Consider the following 19,476-nt stretch of genomic DNA (forward strand, 5'->3'; position numbering starts at 1 on the left):
CACGCCGGGCCGCGCTCTGAAACTCCCGCGGTAGCCCTTGACGGTTCACCTGCTGTTCTACGAGCATACCTCTAACACAGAACAGCGTTCGGCCCTGCCGAACAAGTGGGGAAGTGCATCACATGACGACCACCACCGACGTCGCCGCGAGCGCCATGCGCAAAGCGATGTGGCGCCTCGGGCCCTTCCTCGGCCTGCTGTACCTCATCGCCTACATCGACCGGAACAACGCCGGCTTCGCCAAACTGGAGATGACCTCGGCGCTCGGCATCACCGAGTCGGCCTGCGGGCTGGCGGCCGGCATCTTCTTCATCGGCTACCTGCTGTTCGAGGTGCCGAGCAACCTGATGCTGCAGCGCTTCGGCGCCCGCAAGTGGATCGCCCGCATCATGGTGAGCTGGGGGATCGTCGCGGTGGCGACCGCGTTCGTGACCGACGCCACCCAGTTCACCATCGCGCGCTTCATCCTCGGCGTGGCCGAGGCGGGCTTCTTCCCCGGCGTGCTGCTGTACATCACGTTCTGGTTCCCGCAGCAGTACCGCACCACGATCCTGGCGATCTTCGCGGTCTCCAACCCGCTGGCCAACGCGATCAGCGCGCCCATCTCCGGCTGGATCATGGACCTGCACGGCCTGTGGGGGCTCCAGGGCTGGCAGCTCGTCTTCGTCCTGGAGGGCATCCCCGCCGTCCTGCTGGCCTTCGTCACCTACCGGTGGCTGCCCGACCGGCCGCAGGACGCGCGCTGGCTGGACGACGCCGAGCGCACCTGGATCACCACCACCCTGGCGGAGGAGCAGGCGGCCACCGAGCGGCGCCACGGCCGCCTCGGCGTGGGCGCGGTGTTCGGGAACGGCCGCCTCTGGAGCCTGATCTTCCTGTTCTTCGGCGTCGTCTTCGGCGCCTACGGCCTGGGCCTGTGGCTGCCCACGATCGTCAAGGGCATGGGCGGCTACTCCGCGACCGTCACCGGCTGGCTGGTCATGATCCCGAACCTGTTCGCCGCGCTGGTCATGCTGCCCTGGGAACGCTTCGCCAGACGCCGGGGCAACATCCCGCGCCAGGCCGGCATCACGCTGACGGTCACGGCGCTCGCCCTGCTGGCCGCCGTCGCCGCCCGCGACGTGCCCTGGCTGGCGCTGGCGGCGATCAGCGTCGGGCTGGCGGCGCTGTTCTCCACGACGCCGCTGTTCTGGAGCCTGCCGCCGCGGTTCCTCACCGGTACGGCCGCCGCGGCGGGGCTGGCGTTCATCAACTCGGTGGGCAACCTGGCCGGGTTCGCCGGGCCGTACGCCATCGGGTGGATCAGCGAGACCACGGGCACGGCCGTGTGGGGGCTGCTGGTCGTCAGCGCTCTGACGCTGGGCGGCGCGGCGGTGGCGTTCACGCTCTCGCGCAAGCGGGAGTGGTCCGCCTGACCCGCGTTCACGCTCTCGCGCGAGCGGGAGTGGCCGCCTGACCCGTGGCAAGGGGCCGGTGCGCACCGGCCCCTTTTCTACGCGATGGCCTTGCCGGGGTTGAGCAGGCCGTGCGGGTCGAGCGCCGCCTTGATCGCCCGCTGGGTACGGCGGGCCGGCTCGCCCAGCTCCCGCTCCAGCCAGGACCGCTTGAGCAGGCCGACCCCGTGCTCGCCGGTGACCGTGCCGCCGAGCCGCAGCGCCAGGGCGACGATCTCGTCGAAGACCTGGAAGGCCAGGACCTCGGCACCGGCGTCGCCGTGCGGGTAGACGACCGTCGGGTGCATGTTGCCGTCGCCGGCGTGGCCGAACAGGCCCACGGTCATGTCCCGGTCCTTCGCGATGGCCTCGACGCCCTCGATCAGCTCCACCAGCTTCGGCAGCGGCACCGCCACGTCGTCCAGCAGCGTCGCGCCCAGGCGCTCCAGCGCCGGGTAGGCGAGCCTGCGGGCCTGCATGAGCATCTCGGACTCCGCGGCGTCGTCGGCCACGATCACCTCGCTCGCCCCCGCGCACGCGGCCTCGATGAGCCGCAGGTCCTCCTCGTGCGGCGAGTCGGACTGGGCGATGACCATCGCCGCGGTGCCCGCCTCGACGCCGAGCGGCTGCCACTCCTCGATGGCGCGCAGCGTCGTGGCGTCGATGATCTCCAGGATCGACGGCTCCGCGCCGGAGGCCAGCACGGCCGTCACCGCCGCCCCGGCCGCCGCCGCCGAGCCGAACTGGGCCACGATCGTGCGCGGCGGCGCCGGAGCCGGGCGCAGCGCGAGCGTGAGTTCGGTGATGACGGCCAGGGTGCCCTCGGAGCCGACGAGCAGGCTGGTCAGGTCGTAGCCGGCGACGCCCTTGACCGTGCGCCCGCCGGTGCGCAGCACCGAGCCGTCGGCGAGCACCGCTTCGAGGCCGCGCACGTAGTCGCCGGTCACGCCGTACTTCACGCAGCACATGCCGCCCGCGTTGGTGGCGGCGTTGCCGCCCACGGTGCACATCTCGTAGCTGCCCGGGTCGGGTGGGTAGAACAGTCCGTGCCCGGCCACGGCCTCGCGCAGGTCGGCGTTGATCACGCCCGGCTGCACGGTGGCCAGGCGCTCGGCCCGGTCGACGCTCAGGATGCGGTTCATCCGCTGGGTGGACAGCACCAGGCAGCCGTCGACGGCGTTGGCCGCCCCGGCCAGGCCGCTGCCCGCGCCGCGGACCACGATCGGCGCGCCGTACGCGGCGGCCGTGGCGACGGCGGCGGCCACCTGGGCGGTGTCCTCGGGCATGGCGACGGCGGCCGGCAGCCCGGCGGGCAGGCCGGGCGCCTGGTCGCGGCGGTAGGAATCCATGACGTCGGCGTCGTCCAGCACGGTCAGACCGGGGACGGCGCCACGCAGCGCGGCGGCGAGGTCAGCCATCGCGGCGGCCCGGGAACACGAGCGACTCACGGCGGGCGGGGGCGGGACGGCGGGTCACGGGCGACTCCGTTCGGTAGCGCAAAACGTAGTTCGCCGGGTAAGCCTAGCGCCCGCTGTACAGCGCGGTGAGGCGGGCCGCGTGCGCGCGGACGGTGTCACCGATCTGGTGGATGCGCCACACGGGAAGGTCGAGCTTGAGGCCGGTCACGCTGATCGCGCCGGCCACCTCGCCCCGGTGGTCGCGTACGGCCGAGCCGACGCAGAAGACGCCTTCCGCGTCCTCCTCGTCGTCGACGGAGTAGCCGCGCCGCCGGATCTCGGTCAGGTCGGCGACGAGGGCCGCCGGATCGGTGATGGTGTGGGCGGTGCGGGCGGGCAGGCCGTACTGCTCGATGACGCGCGCGGAGTCGGCCTCGGGCAGTTCCGCCAGCAGGGCCTTGCCGAGGCCGGTGCAGTGGGGCGCCTCGCGGTGGCCCATGTGCAGGTCGAAGCGGACCGCGGACGGGGCGTCGACCCGGCCGACGATGACGGCGAAGCCGTTCTCGGGAACCGCCACGCGCGAGGACATCCCGGTCTCGGCGGTCAGGTCGTCGAGGACCGGCCGGGCCAGGTTGCGCAGGGACACCTGGGCCATCGCGTTCTCGCCGAGGCGGGCCAGCGCGAGCCCGAGGCGGTAGCGGCGCGAGGCGCCCTCGCCCTGGGAGGCCACGAAGCCGTGCATCTCCAGGGTCTGCAGGGTGGAGAACGTCGCGCTCTTGGAACCGCCGACTTCGCGGGAGATCTCGGTCACGGTCCGGCCGTCGCGCTGGGCCAGGCACTCCAGGATCTCGACCGCGCGCGAGACGCTGCGGACCTCGTAGCGCTTGTCCAGTTCGTTCGTCATCACCGAACAAGCGTGTCCGAAGCCGGAAAGCGTTGTCAACCGTTCTGTTCGGTGCTGGAGAGGGTCATTCTGTGCTGCCGAACACTGCGCCGAGGTGGCGCAGTACGGTCGCGGGCGAGACGGAACGGGCCACGCTCCGCATCACCCCGCGACGGCGGCGCCACGCCCGCCGTCCGGGAACGCCGCAAGACGGCACGACCTGGACATAGCGCGTGACGCCGGGGTCAGATCACGGCACGCGCGGGTTGCGGCGGACGTCGGACCAGGTGCGGCGATCGGTGCAGATGCCACAGTCCGGGCCGTAGAAGACGGGACGCGCCTCGGGGTCGTCCATGAGCTGCAGGCGGAACCAGGCCGTGGCCGGCGCGGCGAACGGGCCCGGGTCGCCGGCGACCGTGATGTGATCGGCGCCTCTCACCTCGCCGTACAGGGCCGGAATGTGGTCGGCGTCGTTGTAGAAGGCCTTGACGAGCGCGGGCCAGACGATGGTGTCGTACTGCCCGGCCATCAGGAAGGCGGGCCCGCGCACGGCGTCGATGTCGGCCAGTGGTCCCGGCTGGATCGGCAGAATCGTGTCCACCCTCGGGTCCGCGCCGACCACGATCGCGGCGGCGCCGCCCTGGGAGTGGCCGGAGGCGCCGATGCGGTCGAGGGCGACGCGGCCGTGGAAGACGCTGGACGGGTCGGCGTCGCGGGCGGTCAGGCCGTCGATCCCGGCGCGCATCGAGATGCCGAGGTTCGACATGGGCGTGTTGGCGGCCGAGACGATGAAGCCGTGCGAGGCCCAGTGCAGCAGCAGCTCACGGTAGACGAGCGGCACGGCTCCGGTGCCGTTGCCCCAGACGATCACCGGGTGGCGCAGCGGGCTGCGGGCGATGTCGCGCGGGTAGTAGAGCGTGTTGACGGCGCCGACCTCCACGGCGGTCGCGTACGGTCCCGGCGCGCCCCAGTCACCGCCCGCGGACGGGAAGGCGGCGTCGGCATGGGCGGGGGCGGTGGTGATGGCGGCTGTCAACGCCAGTAAGGCGACGAGCAGGCGGCGGAACACGGCGTCCTCCAGGCTGGGGGGTTTGCTCGATCGTGGCCGCGACCGCGCCCGCCGTCAGTCCGCACATGCGGCAATCATTGACGGTGCGGTTTGTGCGATGTGACGATCCGCAGATGGCAGACCTGCACACCCGCATGGCCCCGCGCGTCCGCGAACTCACCGGCGAGGTGGTCGCCCGCTGCGCCGCCGAACTGCCCTTCTACCGGGACCTGCCGCGTGAGGTGCTGGAAGGCGAGGTCACCCGATCGGTCACCGCCGTGTTCGGCCTGCTCCTGCGGGCGTTACGTCGCCAGGACGCGGTCGGGCCCGGTGAGCTGGCCAGGCTCATCGAGTGGTCGGCCCGGCGGGCGGAGCAGCGGGTCCCGCTGGAGGCGGCGCTGGCCGCGTACCTGATCGGCGCCGAGACGTGGTGGCGCGCGCTCGGCGCGGCCGCCGAGCCCCACGAACTGGCCGAGGCGGGCGCGGGCCTGCTCGGCTGCCTGCGCACGGCCATGCCCGCCGTCGCCCTGGCCCACCAGCAGGCACTTGAGGACATCAGCGGCGAGGACAAGAGGGTACGGCGCGCGTTGCTGGCCGCCCTTCTCGGCGGACGCCCGCACGAGGCGCTGGCCGACGCGGCGGGCGTCGAGCTTGGGCAGGCGCACGAGGTGGTCTGCTTCGCCTTCGACCAGACGCCGCCCCCGAGACTAGTGCAGTCCGCCCTGGACGCCCACGCCGGCACGCTCGTCCTGGCCGACCACACCGAGGGCATCGCCCTGCTCCCCTCGGCGGGAGAGGGGCTGTGGGAGACGCTGACCGCGGCCGTGGGCGGCAGCCCGCTGCTCAGCGCCGCCGCTGCCACCGACCTGGGCGGTGTCCCGGAGGCGGCCGAGGAGGCCCGAAGGGTTCTGGAACTCGTCCAGCGCCTGGGCCGCCCGCCCGGCCTGTACCGGTTCGACGACGTCCTGGTGGAGTACCAGCTCGCCCGCCCCGGCAACGGCCTGACCCGCCTGGCGGCCAAGCTGGACCCGCTGGACGGGCACCCTTACCTGCTGGAGACCTTGCGCGCGTACGTCCGACGAGGGCACAACCGCCGCCAGACCTCTCTGGACCTGCACATCCACCGCAACACCCTCGACTACCGGCTGCACCGGGTGGCCGCGCTGACCGGCCTGGATCTGACCGTCCCCGCCGAGGCCCGCCTCCTGGAGGCCGCCCTGACCGCCCGCACCCTGAACCCCTGACACCTCCGCCCGATCACCGGCACCTCTCCGAGCCCGGACGGGACGACCTGGACCGTCCACGTCAGGAACGTCGTCGTCGAGGACTCCTTCATGCGCGTCAGGGCGTTCCGCGGAAGCTGACGTTGAAGAGGCCAGGTGGGGCCTCAGCTCGTGGCCGAGCCGTACGCCTTGACGAGCCCCTTGAAGATCGTGTCGGCGGCCCGGGTGCCCAGGCGGTTGGTCACGACCATCAGCGTCACCCCGCGGGCCCGGTCCGTCCCGCCCAGCGTGTTGAACCCGCCGTAAGCGCCCGAGTGCCCGAGCCAGGAACGGTCCCCGGCTTCGAAGATCTCCGTGGCCATCCCGTAGGGCTCCTTCGCCGAGACGGACTGCGGGGTGGGCTTGATCATCGCCCGTACGGTGGCCGGCCTCAGCAGCCGCTCCCCGGCGTACAGCGCGTCGATGAACTGGGCGCCGCCGAGCGCGGTCCCGGCGAAGAGGCCGTCGCCCCAGGGCAGGCCGAACATGTCGGCCGGGATGCCGGTGTCGCCGTGATGGGTGAACATGTCGACCTTCCCCAGGTCGGGGAAGTCCTCGTAACCATGGGCGAAGCGGGCGTAGTCGGACCGCTTACGCTCCATCGTCAGCACCCTGCCGTCCTCGGGCACGACGGAGCCGGCGCGGGCGGTGAAGGCGTTGACGGCGGCGGTGAGCTTGCGGTCCCCGCCCGCGCGCACGCTCAGCACGTGGGCCAGGATGAGGAACCCGGTGTTGGAGTAGCTGTACTTCCTGCCGGGGTTCACCGGCGCGCGCAGGCCGCGGGCGATCATGCGCCACGTGTACGGCACGCCCGGCCGGTACCGGTCACCCCCGGGCATCAGCGGGGCCAGCTCGGGCGATTCGTACACGTCGGGGTAGCCCCCGGTGTGGGTGAGCAGCATCCGCAGCGTGACCACGCCGGAGCCGGGCACGTCGTTGCCGACGTAGGCCCTGATCGGGGTGTCCATGGCGAGCCTGCCGGCCTCGACCTGGCTGAGCGCGTACGCGGCCAGGAGCAGCTTGCTGAAGCTCGCGAAGCCGAACATCGTGTCGTCGGTGACGGGGGCGGGCGGGTCGTCGACGGCCTTGCCGGACCTGCCCGACCAGACGAGGCGCCCGTCGCGCAGGATGACCGCCTGGACACCCGGATCGCCCGCCTTGGCGGCACCCTCGGCCAGGGCGGTGTCCAGCACGTCACTCAGGCCGGCGCCCGAGGGGGCAGACGTGGCCGCGGTGGCGGGGCCGGCGGCGGCGAGGAGCCCGGTGAGGCTGACGAGGGCCAGGAGAGCTCGGGTTCTGGTGGCCGGCATGGCTGCCCGTTCCTTTCTGGAGGGGAATGCACAGGACCTCGGACAAGAACACGCCACCAGTGTGAGAGCGGCTCCGGTGTGCGGCTTTGGGGTGATCGCCAAACCCGGAGCGGCCCGCCTTATCGGATCGGCCAAAGAGCCGTACGCGCCGACCCGGCCGGATGAAGGCCGGCCAGGTCGGCGATGAGGGAAGAAGGACCGGTCAGCAGTGGCAGCCGTGGCACAACATGATGCTGAGTGTGCTGCTGTCGCCGCACATCATGAGGCTGACACTGCTGTTGCCGGCGACCGCGCGGTCGAGGTCGGCGTCGGGGTTGGTGAGCCTCTGCAGGTCGAGTACGTGCGTCATGCCGATCGTGTCCTTTCTGGGGGAGTGAGGAAGGGCAGAACGGGCGTGCCGTCGAACACGGCGCACAGCGCCGTCAGGACACCGGCGGAACCGGTGGCCAGATCCATGGACAGCCGCATCAGCTGTTCACCGGGGAACGCGGCGTGGCCGCGATAGGGCAGGAGGTGCCAGGACAGCCTGCGCAGGTGCCGGTCGAGAAGCTCCGGCTCACGCGGTCCGGCGAGGAAGGCGATGAAGCCCGCCCTGCCGTTCATGAGACCGGAGCCGATGACGAACTCGCAGCGGGCCGCGCGGCCGATCCCGGCCAGCGCGGTCGTGAACGCCTCGTCCTCGCGGTGACGCAGGTACTCCCGCAGGACCAGGCCGATGCCGGCGCTGCCCGTGGCGATGTAGGGCATCATCCGCCAGCCCTCGTCCACCTGCACGCTGCCGTCGGCCAGCGTCGCGCACACCGCGAGGTCGGCGCGCAGCGCGGTCGCGGCGTGGTCGAGGTACGACTGGTCGCCGGTGGCCTCGAACAGGCGGATGTGCAGCAGCGCCTGGCCGGACGGGCCGTGCAGCAGGCCGGGCCGGTAGCGGGTCGTCTCCCACCGGGCGAGCAGTTCCCTGCCCGCGGCCACGGCCCGCTCGCGCAGGGAGTCCTCGCCGGTGAGCTCGGCGAAGCGCAGCAGGTTGAGCCCCGCTCCGGCCAGCCCGTCGTACAGGCCGGCCGAAAGCCGCTCCGGCCGGGTGTCCACGACCCTCTCCAATACGGCCAGCGCGTCCTGCCGCCGGCCCAGCTCTTCCAGGGTGTAGGCGATGCCGTGCAGGCCGTCGTAGAAGCCGAGGCGGCTGTTGTGGCGGCGGTGCCGTACCCCGTCGAGCAGCCATTCCTCGTGGGCGGGGGAGCGCTCGCGGCCGGCCAGCGCCAGGGCGTGGAGCACGCCTGCCGCGCCGTTGGCCAGGCCGAGGCCGTTGGAGGAGAACTGTTCGATGTCGCCGGGGAAGAGACGGTCGGTGCGACCGGGCGTGGCGGCGGCGGCGATCCCCTCGCACAGGGACGCGCGCAGGCCCGGCCAGTCGAGCCTGCCGGCGTCCATCTCCCCGGCCAGCCGGGCGACGTCGTGGCCGGGGTCGTGGCTGTGCGCGGGACGGCGGTCGCGCAACTCCCGGACCGGCTGCTCGAACAGGGCGCGGTCGAGCCCGAACCGGTCCGCGGCGGCGTCGGCGAGCACGGTGGCCTTGCCCGGGTCCAGCGGCAGCAGCGCCGTCAGCGGCAGGAACATGCTGAGGTACAGGCAGGCCATGGCGTAGCGGTCGGCCTCGGCGCCGGTCCGGCCGTCCGGCGCCGCGTAGCCGGGGGCGCCCAGCATCGCCGTCGTCTCGTCTCCGGCGAAGGAGGCGACCTCCAGATCGACGAACCTGATCTGGCCGTCGGGCCGCACCATGACGTTGCGCGGGTGGAAGTCCCCGATGGCCACGCCGTGCCCGTGCAGGGTGCGGATGGCCGCCGCGATCCGCTCCAGCACGTCCAGCGCCCAGCGGGTGTAGGCGGCCACCTCGTCCTCGGCCGGGTCGGCGTGGATCAGGGGATAGCGGCCGGTCATCAGGCTGAGCAGAGAATCGCCCTCGATGTACTCCTCGACCAGGAACTCGTGCTCCCAGCAGGTGAGGTAGTCGTACGGCTCCGGCACCGTGCCGCTGCCCTTGAGCTCGGTCAGGAAGTCCCGTTCATGCCGCAGCCGTCGTACGGCGTCGCGCCCGCCGACGTCCAGCCCGGCGAACGGCCGCGCCTCCTTCAGCACCACGCGGCGCCCGGTGCGCGGATCGTCGGCCAGGTAGACGCCGCCGCCGTTGGAGAAGTGCAGCGGCCGCTCGATCAGGAAGGGGAACTCATGGGGAGTCTCGGGGTTTGTTCGCGCCCGCACGCTGGCTTCCAGGAAGGCCGGAACCTTCACCCACTCGGGGACGACGAACTCCGGCCCCCGCTGGTCGGGCACCAGACGTCCGTCCGGGGTGGAGATCGCCGCCACCTGCTCCCCGCGCGCGTCGAGGCAGTGCCGCTCGACGAAGGCGCCGTAGCGCACGTACAGCGGACCGTCCCGCCACCGGACGTCGCTGAGGATGTACGGCCCCGGCGTCCCGGCCAGTTCGTCGCCCAGTTCGGTGAGCACCTGTTCCAGTTCGGTGGCGTCCGGGTAGAGCGTGAGGAGTTTGCCGCTGCCGCCGCGGTCGGCGTACTTGCCGTTGCGCACATGGAAGCCGGAGTGGTCGGTCAGGTACTTGAACGAGATCGTGCGCGGGACGCAGTAGTCCCAGACCTGGCCGACGACCTTGTCGGCGGACTCCGCGGCCGCCGACACGTGGATCTTCCAGCCCTGCATGGGCAGCCGCGTGCCCGGAGGGATCAAGCCGGTCCAGACGTCGCGCTCCTCGCGCTGCCATCCGCTGGGGACGGGGCGGCCGGCGGCGAACCGCCTGTTCGCCAGCGGGGAACGTGAGGGCAGGTCATAGAAGAGCGGGTCGGTGAAGGAGAACTGTTCGTAGCGCACGATCGCCTCCCGGGAAGCCCGGCCTCCATCAGACTCTGGCCGCGATCGCTTGTAAACCCGGCAATTCACCGGCCTTGGCGCGGGGCCGCGTTAGGCGCGCCGCCGAGCCGATTTACGGTCCCTTTCTTGACATTTCGGACACCAGGTGAATAGTGTCCGGTCAATCGGCAGGCACAGACGAAGACATCCCTGTCAGTGGTCTTCGTCTGTGCTTTTGTCATTTCCGGACCGCTGGCAAGGGACTACACCCCCCTGAAAGGCGGCTGGGCATGAGCGACGCCCCCGTGAACACCGCGATGACCCGCATCCGCGACGCAGCGGACGCGGCCGACGTCATCGACACCCTGAAAAGCCTGCCCCGCAGGGCGAACTGGATCTGGTTCCTCGCCCTGGCGGGCCTGTTCCTGGACGCCTACTCCAACGCCGCCCTGGGCGCCGGCCTGTCTCCCATGGTCAAGCAGCTCGGCCTCTCGCCGGGCCAGGTGGGCCTGCTCACCGCCATGGCGCCGGCCGTCGCCATCGTCTCCAACCCGTTCGGCGGCTGGCTGGCCGCGCGCATCGGCCGGGTCAAGCCGCTGCTCATGACCAAGGTGGTGTTCGGGCTCGGCGCGCTGCTGACCGCCACCGGCTCCGACTTCCAGACCGTCTTCGCCGGGCGCGCGCTGGTCGGCATCGCCTACGGCATCGACTTCGCGGTGGCCATGGCGCTGCTGGCCGAGTACACGCCGGCCTCGCTCAAGGGCAGGCTCAACTTCTGGCAAGGCGTCTGGTACACCGCCACCACCACGAACCTGCTGCTCACGCTCGTGTTCTACCGTTTCGACGTGGGCGCGGACATCTGGCGCTGGTCGGTGGGCTCCTCGGCCGCCTTCGCCCTGGCGCTGCTGATCCTGCAGCTGACGTTCCTGGTGGAGAGCCCGACGTGGCTGGCCGCCAAGGGCCGGCTGCGCGAGTCCGCCGCGGCCTTGCGGCACATGTACGGCTTCGCCGTACAAGAAGACTCCCCGCAGGCCGGGAGTACGGCCCCGCAGGCGCGGCAGGTGGGGATGCGTGACGCCGGCGTGCTGTTCCGCAAGCCGTATCTGCCGCGCACGGTGCTGTCCACGGTCATCTCCCTCACCCAGGCCATGCAGTACTTCGCGGTCGGCTGGTACCTGCCGGTGATCAGCCTGGAGCTGTTCGGCAGGGAGTTCGAGAAGGCCACGATCGGGTCGATGGCGTTCAACGCGGTCGGCATCGTCGGCGGCTGCCTGTCGGCCTACGCCGGCCGCCGCCTCGGGCTGCGGGTCAGCTCGATGACCGGATACGCGGTGGTGTTCGCGGTCCTGCTGGTGATGGGCGCGACGTTCAAGGAACTGCCGATCGCGCTGGCCGCGGTGCTTCCCGCGCTGTTCATCTTCTTCCACTCCGCCGGGCCGGGCCCGAACGGCAAGTCGATCGCCGCGCTGTCCTACCGCAGTGACGTCCGCACCCTGGGCACCGGCGTGACCGGAATGCTGGGCAGCTTCGGCTCGGTCGCGGGCCTGTATCTGTTCCCGCAGTTGCAGGCGGGCATCGGGGTGGGCGCCAGCCTCATGGTGCTGTCGGTGGTGCCGCTGGCCGGCCTGATCACCTGCCTGCTGATCAAGTGGGACCCCACCCGCGTACAGGTCAACCTGGAAGAGGAGGCGATCGCGTTGCCGACCGGAGGCGGGAGCCGATGACCGGCGGACCCCGGCGGGGCGTCCTCAGCGTCGACGAGGGCACCACGGGCACCCGCGCCGCCATCGTCCTGGACGACGGCAGCGCCGCCCCGCCCGCGTACCGGCCCATCTCCGTTCATTCCCCCGACCACCTGCGGGTCGAGCAGGACGCCATGGAGATCTGGGAGAAGACCGCCCAGGTCTGCCTGGAGGCCCTGGCGTGGGCGCGGGCCCACGGGGTGGAGGTCACCGGGGTGTCGATCGCCACCCAGCGTGCCACCGTGCTGCTGTGGGACACCGTCACCGGCGAGCCGCTCACCCCCGCCGTGGTCTGGCAGGACCGTCGTTACGCCGCCCGGCTGCGCGCGTGGGAACCCGCCTGGGACGCCCGCCTGATCGAGCACACCGGCAGGCCGGTCGGCTCGCGCGCCCCGCTGCTGTGGGCGGCCGAGGTCATCCGCGACGACCCGGCCGCCGGCCGGGCGCACGACGCGGGCCGCGTGGCGTTCGGGTCGATCGACACCTGGCTGGTGTGGCGGCTCACCGGCGGCGCCCGCCACGTCATGTCCGCCACCAACGCGGTCGCCGCCGGCGCCTACGACCTGCGGACCGGCGACTGGTACGAGCCGTGGGCCGGCTTCCTCGGCTGCCCGCGTGAGGTCCTGCCGCGGATCCTCGACGAGGACGGCGACTACGGCCACACCGAACCGTCGGTCCTCGGCGTGCGGCTGCCGGTGCTGTCGGTGATGGGCGACCAGCACGCGGCCATGATCGCGCTCGGCGCGCACCGGCCGGGCCAGGCCATGTGCGTGCACGGCACGGGAACGTTCCTGGACGCCGTCGCCGGTGACCGGCCGCCCGCGCACCGCCGGGCGGTGCCGGGGGTGCTGACGCTGGTCGGCTGGCGTTCGCGCGGCTCCGCCGTGTTCAGCCTGGAGGGCTACGCCGCGACGACCGGCTCCGCGGTGCGCTGGCTGTGCGAGGAGATCGGGCTGTTCGACTCGCCCGCCCAGCTGGCCGCGCTCGCCCGCGAGCATCCCGGGCCCAGCCGGGTACGCTTCCTGCCCGCGCTGGCCGGCCTGCGCACCCCGGTCTGGTCACCCGAGGCCACCGGCGCGCTGACCGGGCTGAGCCTGTCCACGACCAGGGCCGAACTGGCCCGTGGCGTCCTGGAGGGCATCGCGCACTCGGTGTGCGACCTGCTCGACGGGGTGGAGCTCGCGCTGGGCGAGCCGGTCACCGATCTGTTCTGCGGCGGCGGGCTGGCCAGCAGCGACGTGCTGATGGCCGGCCAGGCCGACCTCATCGGCCGGCCGGTGCGCCGCGCCCGCGCCAACGAGACGGCCAGCCTGCGCGGCGCCGCCTACCTCGGCGGCGTACGCGCCCAGCTCTGGCCCGATCTGCCCGCCGCACTCGCCGGGCTCGGCGACGTCCCCGTCTTCGAGCCCACGCTGCCCGACGCCGCCCGCGAGGAGGCCCGCGCCGGCTGGCGCGACCTGCTCACCCGGCACATCCCGTACGTACAGGAGGAATTCCCCTCGTGATCCGGCTTCCAGGACGCAAGCCCCGATCGGAGACCAGCAGCGCCATCCGGCGCACCCCGCTGCGGCTGGACCGCCGGGCACAGATCGAGCGGCTGGCCGCCGGGCCGGTGGACGTGCTCGTCGTCGGCGGCGGCATCACCGGCTGCTACGCCGCGCTGGACGCCGTCACCCGCGGGCTGAGCGTGGCGCTGGTGGAACGCGACGACTTCGCCTCGGGCACCTCCTCCAAATCCTCCAAAATGGTGCACGGCGGACTGCGCTACATCGAGCAGGGCAACCTGCCGCTGGTACGCCGCTCGCTGCTGGAGCGCCAGCGCTTCCGCCGCAACGCGCCGCACCTGGTCAGGCGGCTGCCGTTCGTGCTGCCGATCCTCACCCAGGACGGCGTGTTCGACGCGCGCGTCGCCAAGGCGTTCGAAGGCCTGCTGTGGACCTACGACCTGGCGGGCGGCTGGCGCATTGGCCGGCTGCACCAGCGGCTCAGCGTGGCCGAGGTGCTGGCCAGGGCGCCGAGGTTGCGCGCCGACCGGCTCAAGGGCGGGCTGCTCTACTACGACAGCCGCACCGACGACGCCCGCCTGACCCTGACCATCGCCAGGACCGCCGCCCACTTCGGCGCCACCGTGCTGAACGGCGCCACCTGCCGCGAGCTGGTCAAGGAGGGCGGCCGGGTGCGCGGTGCCCGTGTCGAGGTGGACGGCCGCACCGTCGAGGTGCGCGCCGGGGTGGTCGTCAACGCCACCGGCGTGTGGTCCGACACCCTGGACGGCCTGTCCGACCCGGCGCACCGGGCGCGGGTGCGCCCGGCCAAGGGTGTGCACATCGTGGTGCCGTGGACCCGGCTGCCGATCGACGGCACGGTGACCGTACCGGTGCCCGGCCGGGCCCGCCGCGCCACCTGCACCCGCTGGGGCGACGTGGTCGTGATCGGCACCACCGACACCGACTACGACGGCTCGCCCGACGAGGTGCTGTGCACCCGCGAGGAGATGCGGTACCTGCTCGACGGCGCCAACACCGCCTTCGACGCCGAGCTCACCCCGGACGACGTGGTCGGCTCCCTCGCCGGGCTGCGCCCGCTGGTCGGCTCCAAGGAGGGCGCCACACTCGACATGAGCCGCGACCACCAGATCACCACCGACTCCTTCGGCCTGGTCACGGTCACCGGCGGAAAGCTGACCACCAGCAGGCACATGGGCGAACTGGTGGTCGACCGGGCGCTGAAGGTGCTCGGCCGCCAGGCGCGCTGCCGTACCGCCAAGCTGCCGCTGCTCGGCGGCGCCGGCTACGACGCCGAGGCGACGACCGCGACCGGCGGGCTCGGCGCCCACCTGGGCGAGCGGTACGGCACCGAGGCACGCTTCGTCGCCGACCTGATCGCCGAGGACCCGTCGCTGGCCGGGCCGCTCATCGAGGGCGGCGAGTATCTGCGGGCCGAGGTGGTCTACGCGGCCAGGTACGAGCTGGCCAGGAACGTCGACGACGTGCTGTCGCGGCGCACCCGGATGCGGATCTTCGCCCGCGACCTGTCGGTCAAGGCGGCGCCCGAGGTGGGCCGGCTGCTCCAGCGGGAACTGGGCCTGTCCGACGACGAGGTGGCCGGGCAGCTCGAGGACTACGTGCGCGGCGTGGACCGCGAGAAGAGCGTACTGATGGAGGGACTTTCATGATCAGCAGGCAGACCGTCACCCACCCGTTCAACCGGGGCGACTACGTGGTCGGCGCGCCCACCCCGCCGCGCTGGGCCGCCGACTGCCCGCCGGGCGCGGGTCCGGCCAGCCTGCAGGACCGGGTGGTGCCGGTCCCCGGGAGCGTGGTGGCGGAGCTGCGGGCGGTCGGCGCGGCCGTGCACACGGACAGGGACGAGGTGATCCTGCGCACCCGCGACTGGTGGGCGGGCACCTCCATCGGCGAGACCGACGGCCGCCCGGCCACCCCGGAGGCGGTCGTGGTCGAGGTGGACGCGGAGGAGCAGGTGGCCGCCGTGGTCAGGATCTGTCACGAGCACCGCATCCCGCTGACCGTCTCGGCCGGCCGCAGCAACGTCCTGGGCGCCGCGCTGCCCGTGTTCGGCGGTGTGGTACTGGACGTGTGCCGGCTCAACCGCATCCTGTCCTTCGACGCGGAATCCATGATCGTCGAGGTGCAGGCAGGCATGTTCGGCGACCTGTTCGAGAAGGAACTGCAGGAGACCCACGGCGCCACCACCGGGCACTGGCCGTCGGCGTTCGCCATCTCCACCGTCGGCGGCTGGGCCGCCTGCCGCGGCGCCGGGCAGCTCTCCACCCGGTACGGCAAGATCGAGGACATGGTGGTCGGCCTGGATGTCGTGCTGCCCGACGGCACCACCGCCCGCTACGGCACCTATCCGCGCGCCGCGGTCGGGCCCGACCTGCGGCAGTTGTTCATCGGCTCGGAAGGCACGCTGGGCGTCATCACCCGGCTGTGGCTGCGCACCCACCGGCTGCCGGACTACGCCGCGGGCATCGCCTACGGGTTCGACACCTTCGCCGCCGGGCTCGACGCGTGCCGGGAGATCCTGCAGCGCGGCGCCACGCCGGCCGCGTTGCGCCTGTACGACGCGCACGAGAGCGGCACCCACTTCGGTCACCCGGAGACCAACCTGCTGCTCATCGCGGACGAGGGCGACCCGGTGCTGGTCGACGCCGTCATGGCCGTGGCGGAAGAGGTCTGCGCGGAACGCGCGTCGGTGACCCTGGACGGCGACGCGATCCTCGCCCGCTGGCTGGACGAGCGGATGCTCGTCGGCAAGGCCGCCGACGGCTTCGTCAGGGGACCCGGGTTCGTCTCCGACACCTGCGAGATCGCCGGGCCGTGGGCCGCGCTGCCCACCCTGTACGACGAGGTCGTGGCCGCCATCGAAGCCGTGCCCGGCACGCTGCGCGCCTCCGCGCACCAGTCGCACGCCTACACCGACGGCGCCTGCCTGTACTTCTCGCTGCGCGGCGACGTCGAACGCGACCGGCGGCGAGACTGGTACCGGGCCGCCTGGGACGCCGCCGCCGAGGTGCTCATCAAGCACGGCGCGGCGATCAGCCACCACCACGGCGTCGGCCTGCTGCGCTCGCCGTACATGCGGGACGCGCTGGGCGAGGGCCACAACACCCTGGTGGCGGTCAAGCGGGCGCTCGACCCGCGCGGCATCATGAACCCCGGCAAGCTGGGCCTGCCCGGACCCTTCGAAAACACGGCGCACTAAGGTGGATGCGGTGAACTCTCGCCACAAGCGCCCCATGGACCAGCGCCTGCTCGCCGCCCTGGCCGAGCATCCCGTCATGGCGTCGCTGGTCGGCGTCGAGATGGCCGAGCGGTTCACCTCCTCCACCGCCACGCCGCTCGGCATCCTGGCCTCGATCCCGCTCGGCGACCTGGCGGCGACGGTCGGGCTGACCGTGGAGGCCGGGAAGATCGGGTTCGTCAACATCGACTCGACGCCGGGGCTGGGGCACGATCCGGGAGCGCTGGCGTACCTGCAGGGGATCGGGGCGGTCGGGATCTGCTCCACCCGGCAGGCGATGATCGAGCGGGCCACCGGGATGGGGCTGCTGACCATGCAGAAGGTGTTCGTGACCGACCGGTCGAACCTGCGGCGCAGCCTGCAGTCCATCACCCGTTCGCAGCCCGACCTGGTGCAGGTCATGCCGGCCATGGTGCTGCGGCACGTCGAGCGGCAGATCAGGGAGGTCGGGGTGCCGTGCCTGGCCGCGGGGTTCGTGCAGAGCGCGGACGACGTCGTGGCGGCGCTGAAGCACGGCGCCGTCGGCGTGTGCACCTCCGACCAGGAGCTGTGGGACCTGCGCCGCTCCTCGCTGCGCGCCTCCTGAGAACCTCTTTCGTGTTTCGTGGAAGGACCCAGCGATGACCTCTGCCCGCGTGCGGGAGGCCGCGCCCGCCCGGCGGGTCCGGTGGCCGTCCGGGTGGCCCAAGCGGTGGTCGCCGGCGCCCGCCGTTTTCGTCGTCCTGTGGAGCAGCGCGTTCATCGCCGGCATCCCCGGGGTGAAGGCGGCGCCGCCCCTGCTGCTGATGTTCGCAAGGTTCGCCGTCGCCGGGTTGTTGCTGGGCGCGTACGCGCTGGTCAGGCGGGTGCCCTGGCCGCGCGGACGGGCCCTTGCACACGTGGCCGTCGCCGGGCTGCTGATCCAGGCCGTGCAGTTCGGCGCCTTCTTCAGCGCGCTCGGCACCGGGCTGCCGGCCGCGGTCGTCTCCCTGGTGCAGGGGCTGAACCCGGTGGTCATCGTCCTGGCCGCGCGCTTGCTGGGGGAGCGGATCGGCGCCGGGCAGTGGCTCGGGTTCGGGCTCGGCCTGGCCGGGGTGGTGCTGGCGGTCGCCGACCGTGTCAGCCTGTCCGCCTCCGGGGTGGCGCTGTGCCTGCTCGGGCTGGCCGGGCTCAGCGCGGGCACCCTCTACCAGCAGCGGTACGTGCCCCGCATGGACGCGCTGAGCGGCACCGCGGTCCAGTTGCTCGTCAGCGCGCCCGTCGCCGGGCTGGCGTGGCTGGCGACCGGGCCGATCGCGGTGTCCGACTGGAGCGCCTTCGGGCTGTCGGTGGGCTGGATGGCGCTGGTCAACTCCATCGCGGCGTTCATCCTCCTCAACCGGATGCTGCTGCGCGCGCCGGCCAGCCGGGTGAGCACCCTGTTCTTCCTGACCCCCGCGGTGACCGCGGTGCTGGCCTGGTCGCTCGCCGGGCAGCCGCTGTCCCCGCTCGCGGTCGCCGGGCTCGTCCTGGGCGGCGGCGGGGTGCTGCTGGCCAACCTCTCGACAAGAAGGGCGATCTGATGCGGATTCGCGGAGCTGTCCTGGAAGAGATCGGCCGGGCGCGGCCGTACGCCGAATCGCGGCCGTTGTCGGTTGGTGAACTTGAACTCGATCCGCCGGGGCCGGGCGAACTGCTCGTGAGGATGGAGGTCGCGGGCGTGTGCCACTCGGACCTGTCGGTGGTCGACGGCAACCGGGTACGGCCGCTGCCCATGCTCCTGGGCCACGAGGCGGCGGGCGTGGTGGAACGGACGGGCCCCGGCGTTCCCGGCCTCGCTCCCGGGCAACGGGTCGTCATGACGTTCCTGCCCAGGTGCGGCGGCTGCGACGGCTGCGCCACCGGCGGCATCACGCCCTGCGTCGCGGGCAGCGCCGCCAACGACAGCGGCACCCTGCTGAGCGGAGCGGTCCGCCAGCACCGGGACGGGGCGCCGGTGCTGCACCACCTCGGGGTGTCCGCGTTCGCCACGCACGCGGTGGTCGACCACCGATCGGTCGTCCCGGTCGACGACGACGTACCGCCCGAGGTGGCCGCCCTGCTCGGCTGCGCCGTCCTGACCGGCGGCGGCGCGGTGCTCAACGTCGGCCGGCCGCGCCCCGGGCAGACCGTCATGGTCGTCGGGCTGGGCGGCGTCGGCATGGCGGCGCTGCTCACCGCGCTGGCCCTCGACGACGTCAGGGTCATCGGCGTGGACGCCAACCCGGCCAAGCTCGCCGCCGCCCGCGACCTGGGCGCGCACGAGGTGTACGGCCCGGCCGACCTGCCGGCCAGGGCCGGGGTCGTGGTGGAGGCGGCGGGCAGCATCCGGGCGTTCGAGACGGCGGTGACCGCGACCGCCCCCGGTGGCCGCACCGTCAGCGTGGGCCTGCCCGCCCCCGGCGCCCGCGCCGCCATCTCGCCGCTCGCCCTGGTGGCCGAGGGACGCAGCATCGTCGGCAGCTACCTGGGCTCGGCCCTGCCCGCCCGCGACATCCCGGTGTTCGCCCGGATGTGGCGCGAGGGCAGGCTGCCGGTGGAGAAGCTGGTGTCGGCCAGAATCGGCCTGCCGTCTATCAACGAGGCCATGGACCACCTGGCCGACGGCACCGCCCTGCGCCAGCTGATCGTCTTCGACCGGTAGCGGACGGTGTTTCACGCCAGCGTGAAAGTCCTCGAACGGCCCGGCGCGCGATTCCTAGGCTGACCAAGCGCCGGGCTCGTCCGAGATGGCCCGGCCGTGTGTCCGGACCTGCTTTCACGAAGGGACAGCTTCCATGC

Annotated in this window: 15 protein-coding genes; 9 read left to right on the top strand and 6 right to left on the bottom strand. The window is 72.6% G+C overall.

The features are described 5' to 3' along the window. Nucleotides 1-122: 122 nt before the first annotated feature. Nucleotides 123-1,415 (top strand): MFS transporter, encoded by a 1,293-nt coding sequence (locus ACIBKY_RS24060; RefSeq protein WP_397099538.1) that lies wholly within the window; start codon nt 123-125, stop codon nt 1,413-1,415. Nucleotides 1,416-1,492: 77 nt separating this feature from the next. Here the strand turns inward: ACIBKY_RS24060 and ACIBKY_RS24065 are convergent, their stop codons facing one another. From ACIBKY_RS24065 to ACIBKY_RS24075, 3 genes are all read right to left on the bottom strand, one after another. After that, nucleotides 1,493-2,851, bottom strand: a complete 1,359-nt coding sequence (locus ACIBKY_RS24065; protein WP_397099540.1) for an FAD-binding oxidoreductase — start codon at nt 2,849-2,851, stop codon at nt 1,493-1,495. Nucleotides 2,852-2,954: 103 nt separating this feature from the next. Further along, nucleotides 2,955-3,734: an IclR family transcriptional regulator gene (locus tag ACIBKY_RS24070; RefSeq protein ID WP_397100495.1), complete on the bottom strand. Its 780-nt coding sequence runs from the start codon at nt 3,732-3,734 to the stop codon at nt 2,955-2,957. Nucleotides 3,735-3,963: 229 nt separating this feature from the next. Then, a complete protein-coding gene (locus tag ACIBKY_RS24075; protein WP_397099541.1) occupies nt 3,964-4,782 on the bottom strand; it encodes an acetylxylan esterase in 819 nt (272 codons plus the stop codon). 113 nt (nt 4,783-4,895) lie between these two features. Between ACIBKY_RS24075 and ACIBKY_RS24080 the strand changes: the two genes are divergently transcribed. Beyond that, complete coding sequence (locus tag ACIBKY_RS24080; RefSeq protein WP_397099543.1) at nt 4,896-6,005, top strand: PucR family transcriptional regulator; 1,110 nt, start codon at nt 4,896-4,898, stop codon at nt 6,003-6,005. Nucleotides 6,006-6,148: 143 nt separating this feature from the next. On the opposite strand, the gene ACIBKY_RS24085 is transcribed toward ACIBKY_RS24080, so the two are convergent. The 3 genes from ACIBKY_RS24085 to lanKC all read right to left on the bottom strand — a co-directional run bounded on the left by ACIBKY_RS24085 (nt 6,149) and on the right by lanKC (nt 10,213). Then, nucleotides 6,149-7,333: a serine hydrolase domain-containing protein gene (locus ACIBKY_RS24085; protein ID WP_397099544.1), complete on the bottom strand. Its 1,185-nt coding sequence runs from the start codon at nt 7,331-7,333 to the stop codon at nt 6,149-6,151. A 202-nt stretch (nt 7,334-7,535) separates the two neighbouring features. After that, nucleotides 7,536-7,682 (bottom strand): class III lanthipeptide, encoded by a 147-nt coding sequence (locus ACIBKY_RS24090; protein WP_397099546.1) that lies wholly within the window; start codon nt 7,680-7,682, stop codon nt 7,536-7,538. Continuing rightward, the gene (gene lanKC / locus ACIBKY_RS24095; RefSeq protein WP_397099548.1) at nt 7,679-10,213 is read right to left on the bottom strand and encodes a class III lanthionine synthetase LanKC; all 2,535 of its coding nucleotides are present in this window, start codon (nt 10,211-10,213) and stop codon (nt 7,679-7,681) included. Before lanKC ends, ACIBKY_RS24090 begins: the two co-directional genes overlap by 4 nt. A gap of 269 nt (nt 10,214-10,482) precedes the next feature. Here lanKC and ACIBKY_RS24100 point away from each other — a divergent pair, with 269 nt between their 5' ends. Genes ACIBKY_RS24100 through ACIBKY_RS24130 form a run of 7 tightly spaced genes read left to right on the top strand, consistent with a single transcriptional unit; the run spans nt 10,483 to nt 19,339 of the window. Then, the gene (locus tag ACIBKY_RS24100) at nt 10,483-11,916 is read left to right on the top strand and encodes an MFS transporter (protein WP_397099550.1); all 1,434 of its coding nucleotides are present in this window, start codon (nt 10,483-10,485) and stop codon (nt 11,914-11,916) included. Beyond that, nucleotides 11,913-13,439: an FGGY family carbohydrate kinase gene (locus ACIBKY_RS24105; RefSeq protein ID WP_397099551.1), complete on the top strand. Its 1,527-nt coding sequence runs from the start codon at nt 11,913-11,915 to the stop codon at nt 13,437-13,439. Before ACIBKY_RS24100 ends, ACIBKY_RS24105 begins: the two co-directional genes overlap by 4 nt. Continuing rightward, nucleotides 13,436-15,109 (top strand): FAD-dependent oxidoreductase, encoded by a 1,674-nt coding sequence (locus ACIBKY_RS24110; RefSeq protein WP_397099553.1) that lies wholly within the window; start codon nt 13,436-13,438, stop codon nt 15,107-15,109. The genes ACIBKY_RS24105 and ACIBKY_RS24110 overlap by 4 nt, the downstream gene beginning before the upstream one ends. Continuing rightward, nucleotides 15,106-16,659, top strand: coding sequence for an FAD-binding oxidoreductase (locus tag ACIBKY_RS24115; RefSeq protein ID WP_397099554.1), 1,554 nt, complete (start codon nt 15,106-15,108; stop codon nt 16,657-16,659). The genes ACIBKY_RS24110 and ACIBKY_RS24115 overlap by 4 nt, the downstream gene beginning before the upstream one ends. Nucleotides 16,660-16,669: 10 nt before the next feature. Then, on the top strand, nt 16,670-17,284 hold the full coding sequence (locus ACIBKY_RS24120; RefSeq protein WP_397099556.1) for a glycerol-3-phosphate responsive antiterminator: 615 nt from the start codon (nt 16,670-16,672) through the stop codon (nt 17,282-17,284). Nucleotides 17,285-17,318: 34 nt separating this feature from the next. Next, nucleotides 17,319-18,239, top strand: a complete 921-nt coding sequence (locus ACIBKY_RS24125; RefSeq protein WP_397099558.1) for a DMT family transporter — start codon at nt 17,319-17,321, stop codon at nt 18,237-18,239. Beyond that, on the top strand, nt 18,239-19,339 hold the full coding sequence (locus ACIBKY_RS24130; RefSeq protein WP_397099560.1) for an alcohol dehydrogenase catalytic domain-containing protein: 1,101 nt from the start codon (nt 18,239-18,241) through the stop codon (nt 19,337-19,339). Before ACIBKY_RS24125 ends, ACIBKY_RS24130 begins: the two co-directional genes overlap by 1 nt. Nucleotides 19,340-19,476 lie beyond the last annotated feature (137 nt).

The sequence above is a fragment of the Nonomuraea sp. NPDC050394 genome (assembly GCF_044459065.1).
Lineage (GTDB): Bacteria > Actinomycetota > Actinomycetes > Streptosporangiales > Streptosporangiaceae > Nonomuraea.

Bases quoted from the DNA above. Each gene is read 5' to 3' on its own strand.
- ACIBKY_RS24060 (WP_397099538.1), top strand. From the start codon at position 123: ATGACGACCACCACCGACGTCGCCGCGAGCGCCATGCGCAAAGCGATG.
- ACIBKY_RS24065 (WP_397099540.1), bottom strand. From the start codon at position 2,851: ATGGCTGACCTCGCCGCCGCGCTGCGTGGCGCCGTCCCCGGTCTGACC.
- ACIBKY_RS24070 (WP_397100495.1), bottom strand. From the start codon at position 3,734: ATGACGAACGAACTGGACAAGCGCTACGAGGTCCGCAGCGTCTCGCGC.
- ACIBKY_RS24080 (WP_397099543.1), top strand. From the start codon at position 4,896: ATGGCAGACCTGCACACCCGCATGGCCCCGCGCGTCCGCGAACTCACC.
- ACIBKY_RS24085 (WP_397099544.1), bottom strand. From the start codon at position 7,333: ATGCCGGCCACCAGAACCCGAGCTCTCCTGGCCCTCGTCAGCCTCACC.
- ACIBKY_RS24090 (WP_397099546.1), bottom strand. From the start codon at position 7,682: ATGACGCACGTACTCGACCTGCAGAGGCTCACCAACCCCGACGCCGAC.
- ACIBKY_RS24100 (WP_397099550.1), top strand. From the start codon at position 10,483: ATGAGCGACGCCCCCGTGAACACCGCGATGACCCGCATCCGCGACGCA.
- ACIBKY_RS24105 (WP_397099551.1), top strand. From the start codon at position 11,913: ATGACCGGCGGACCCCGGCGGGGCGTCCTCAGCGTCGACGAGGGCACC.
- ACIBKY_RS24115 (WP_397099554.1), top strand. From the start codon at position 15,106: ATGATCAGCAGGCAGACCGTCACCCACCCGTTCAACCGGGGCGACTAC.
- ACIBKY_RS24125 (WP_397099558.1), top strand. From the start codon at position 17,319: ATGACCTCTGCCCGCGTGCGGGAGGCCGCGCCCGCCCGGCGGGTCCGG.
- ACIBKY_RS24130 (WP_397099560.1), top strand. From the start codon at position 18,239: ATGCGGATTCGCGGAGCTGTCCTGGAAGAGATCGGCCGGGCGCGGCCG.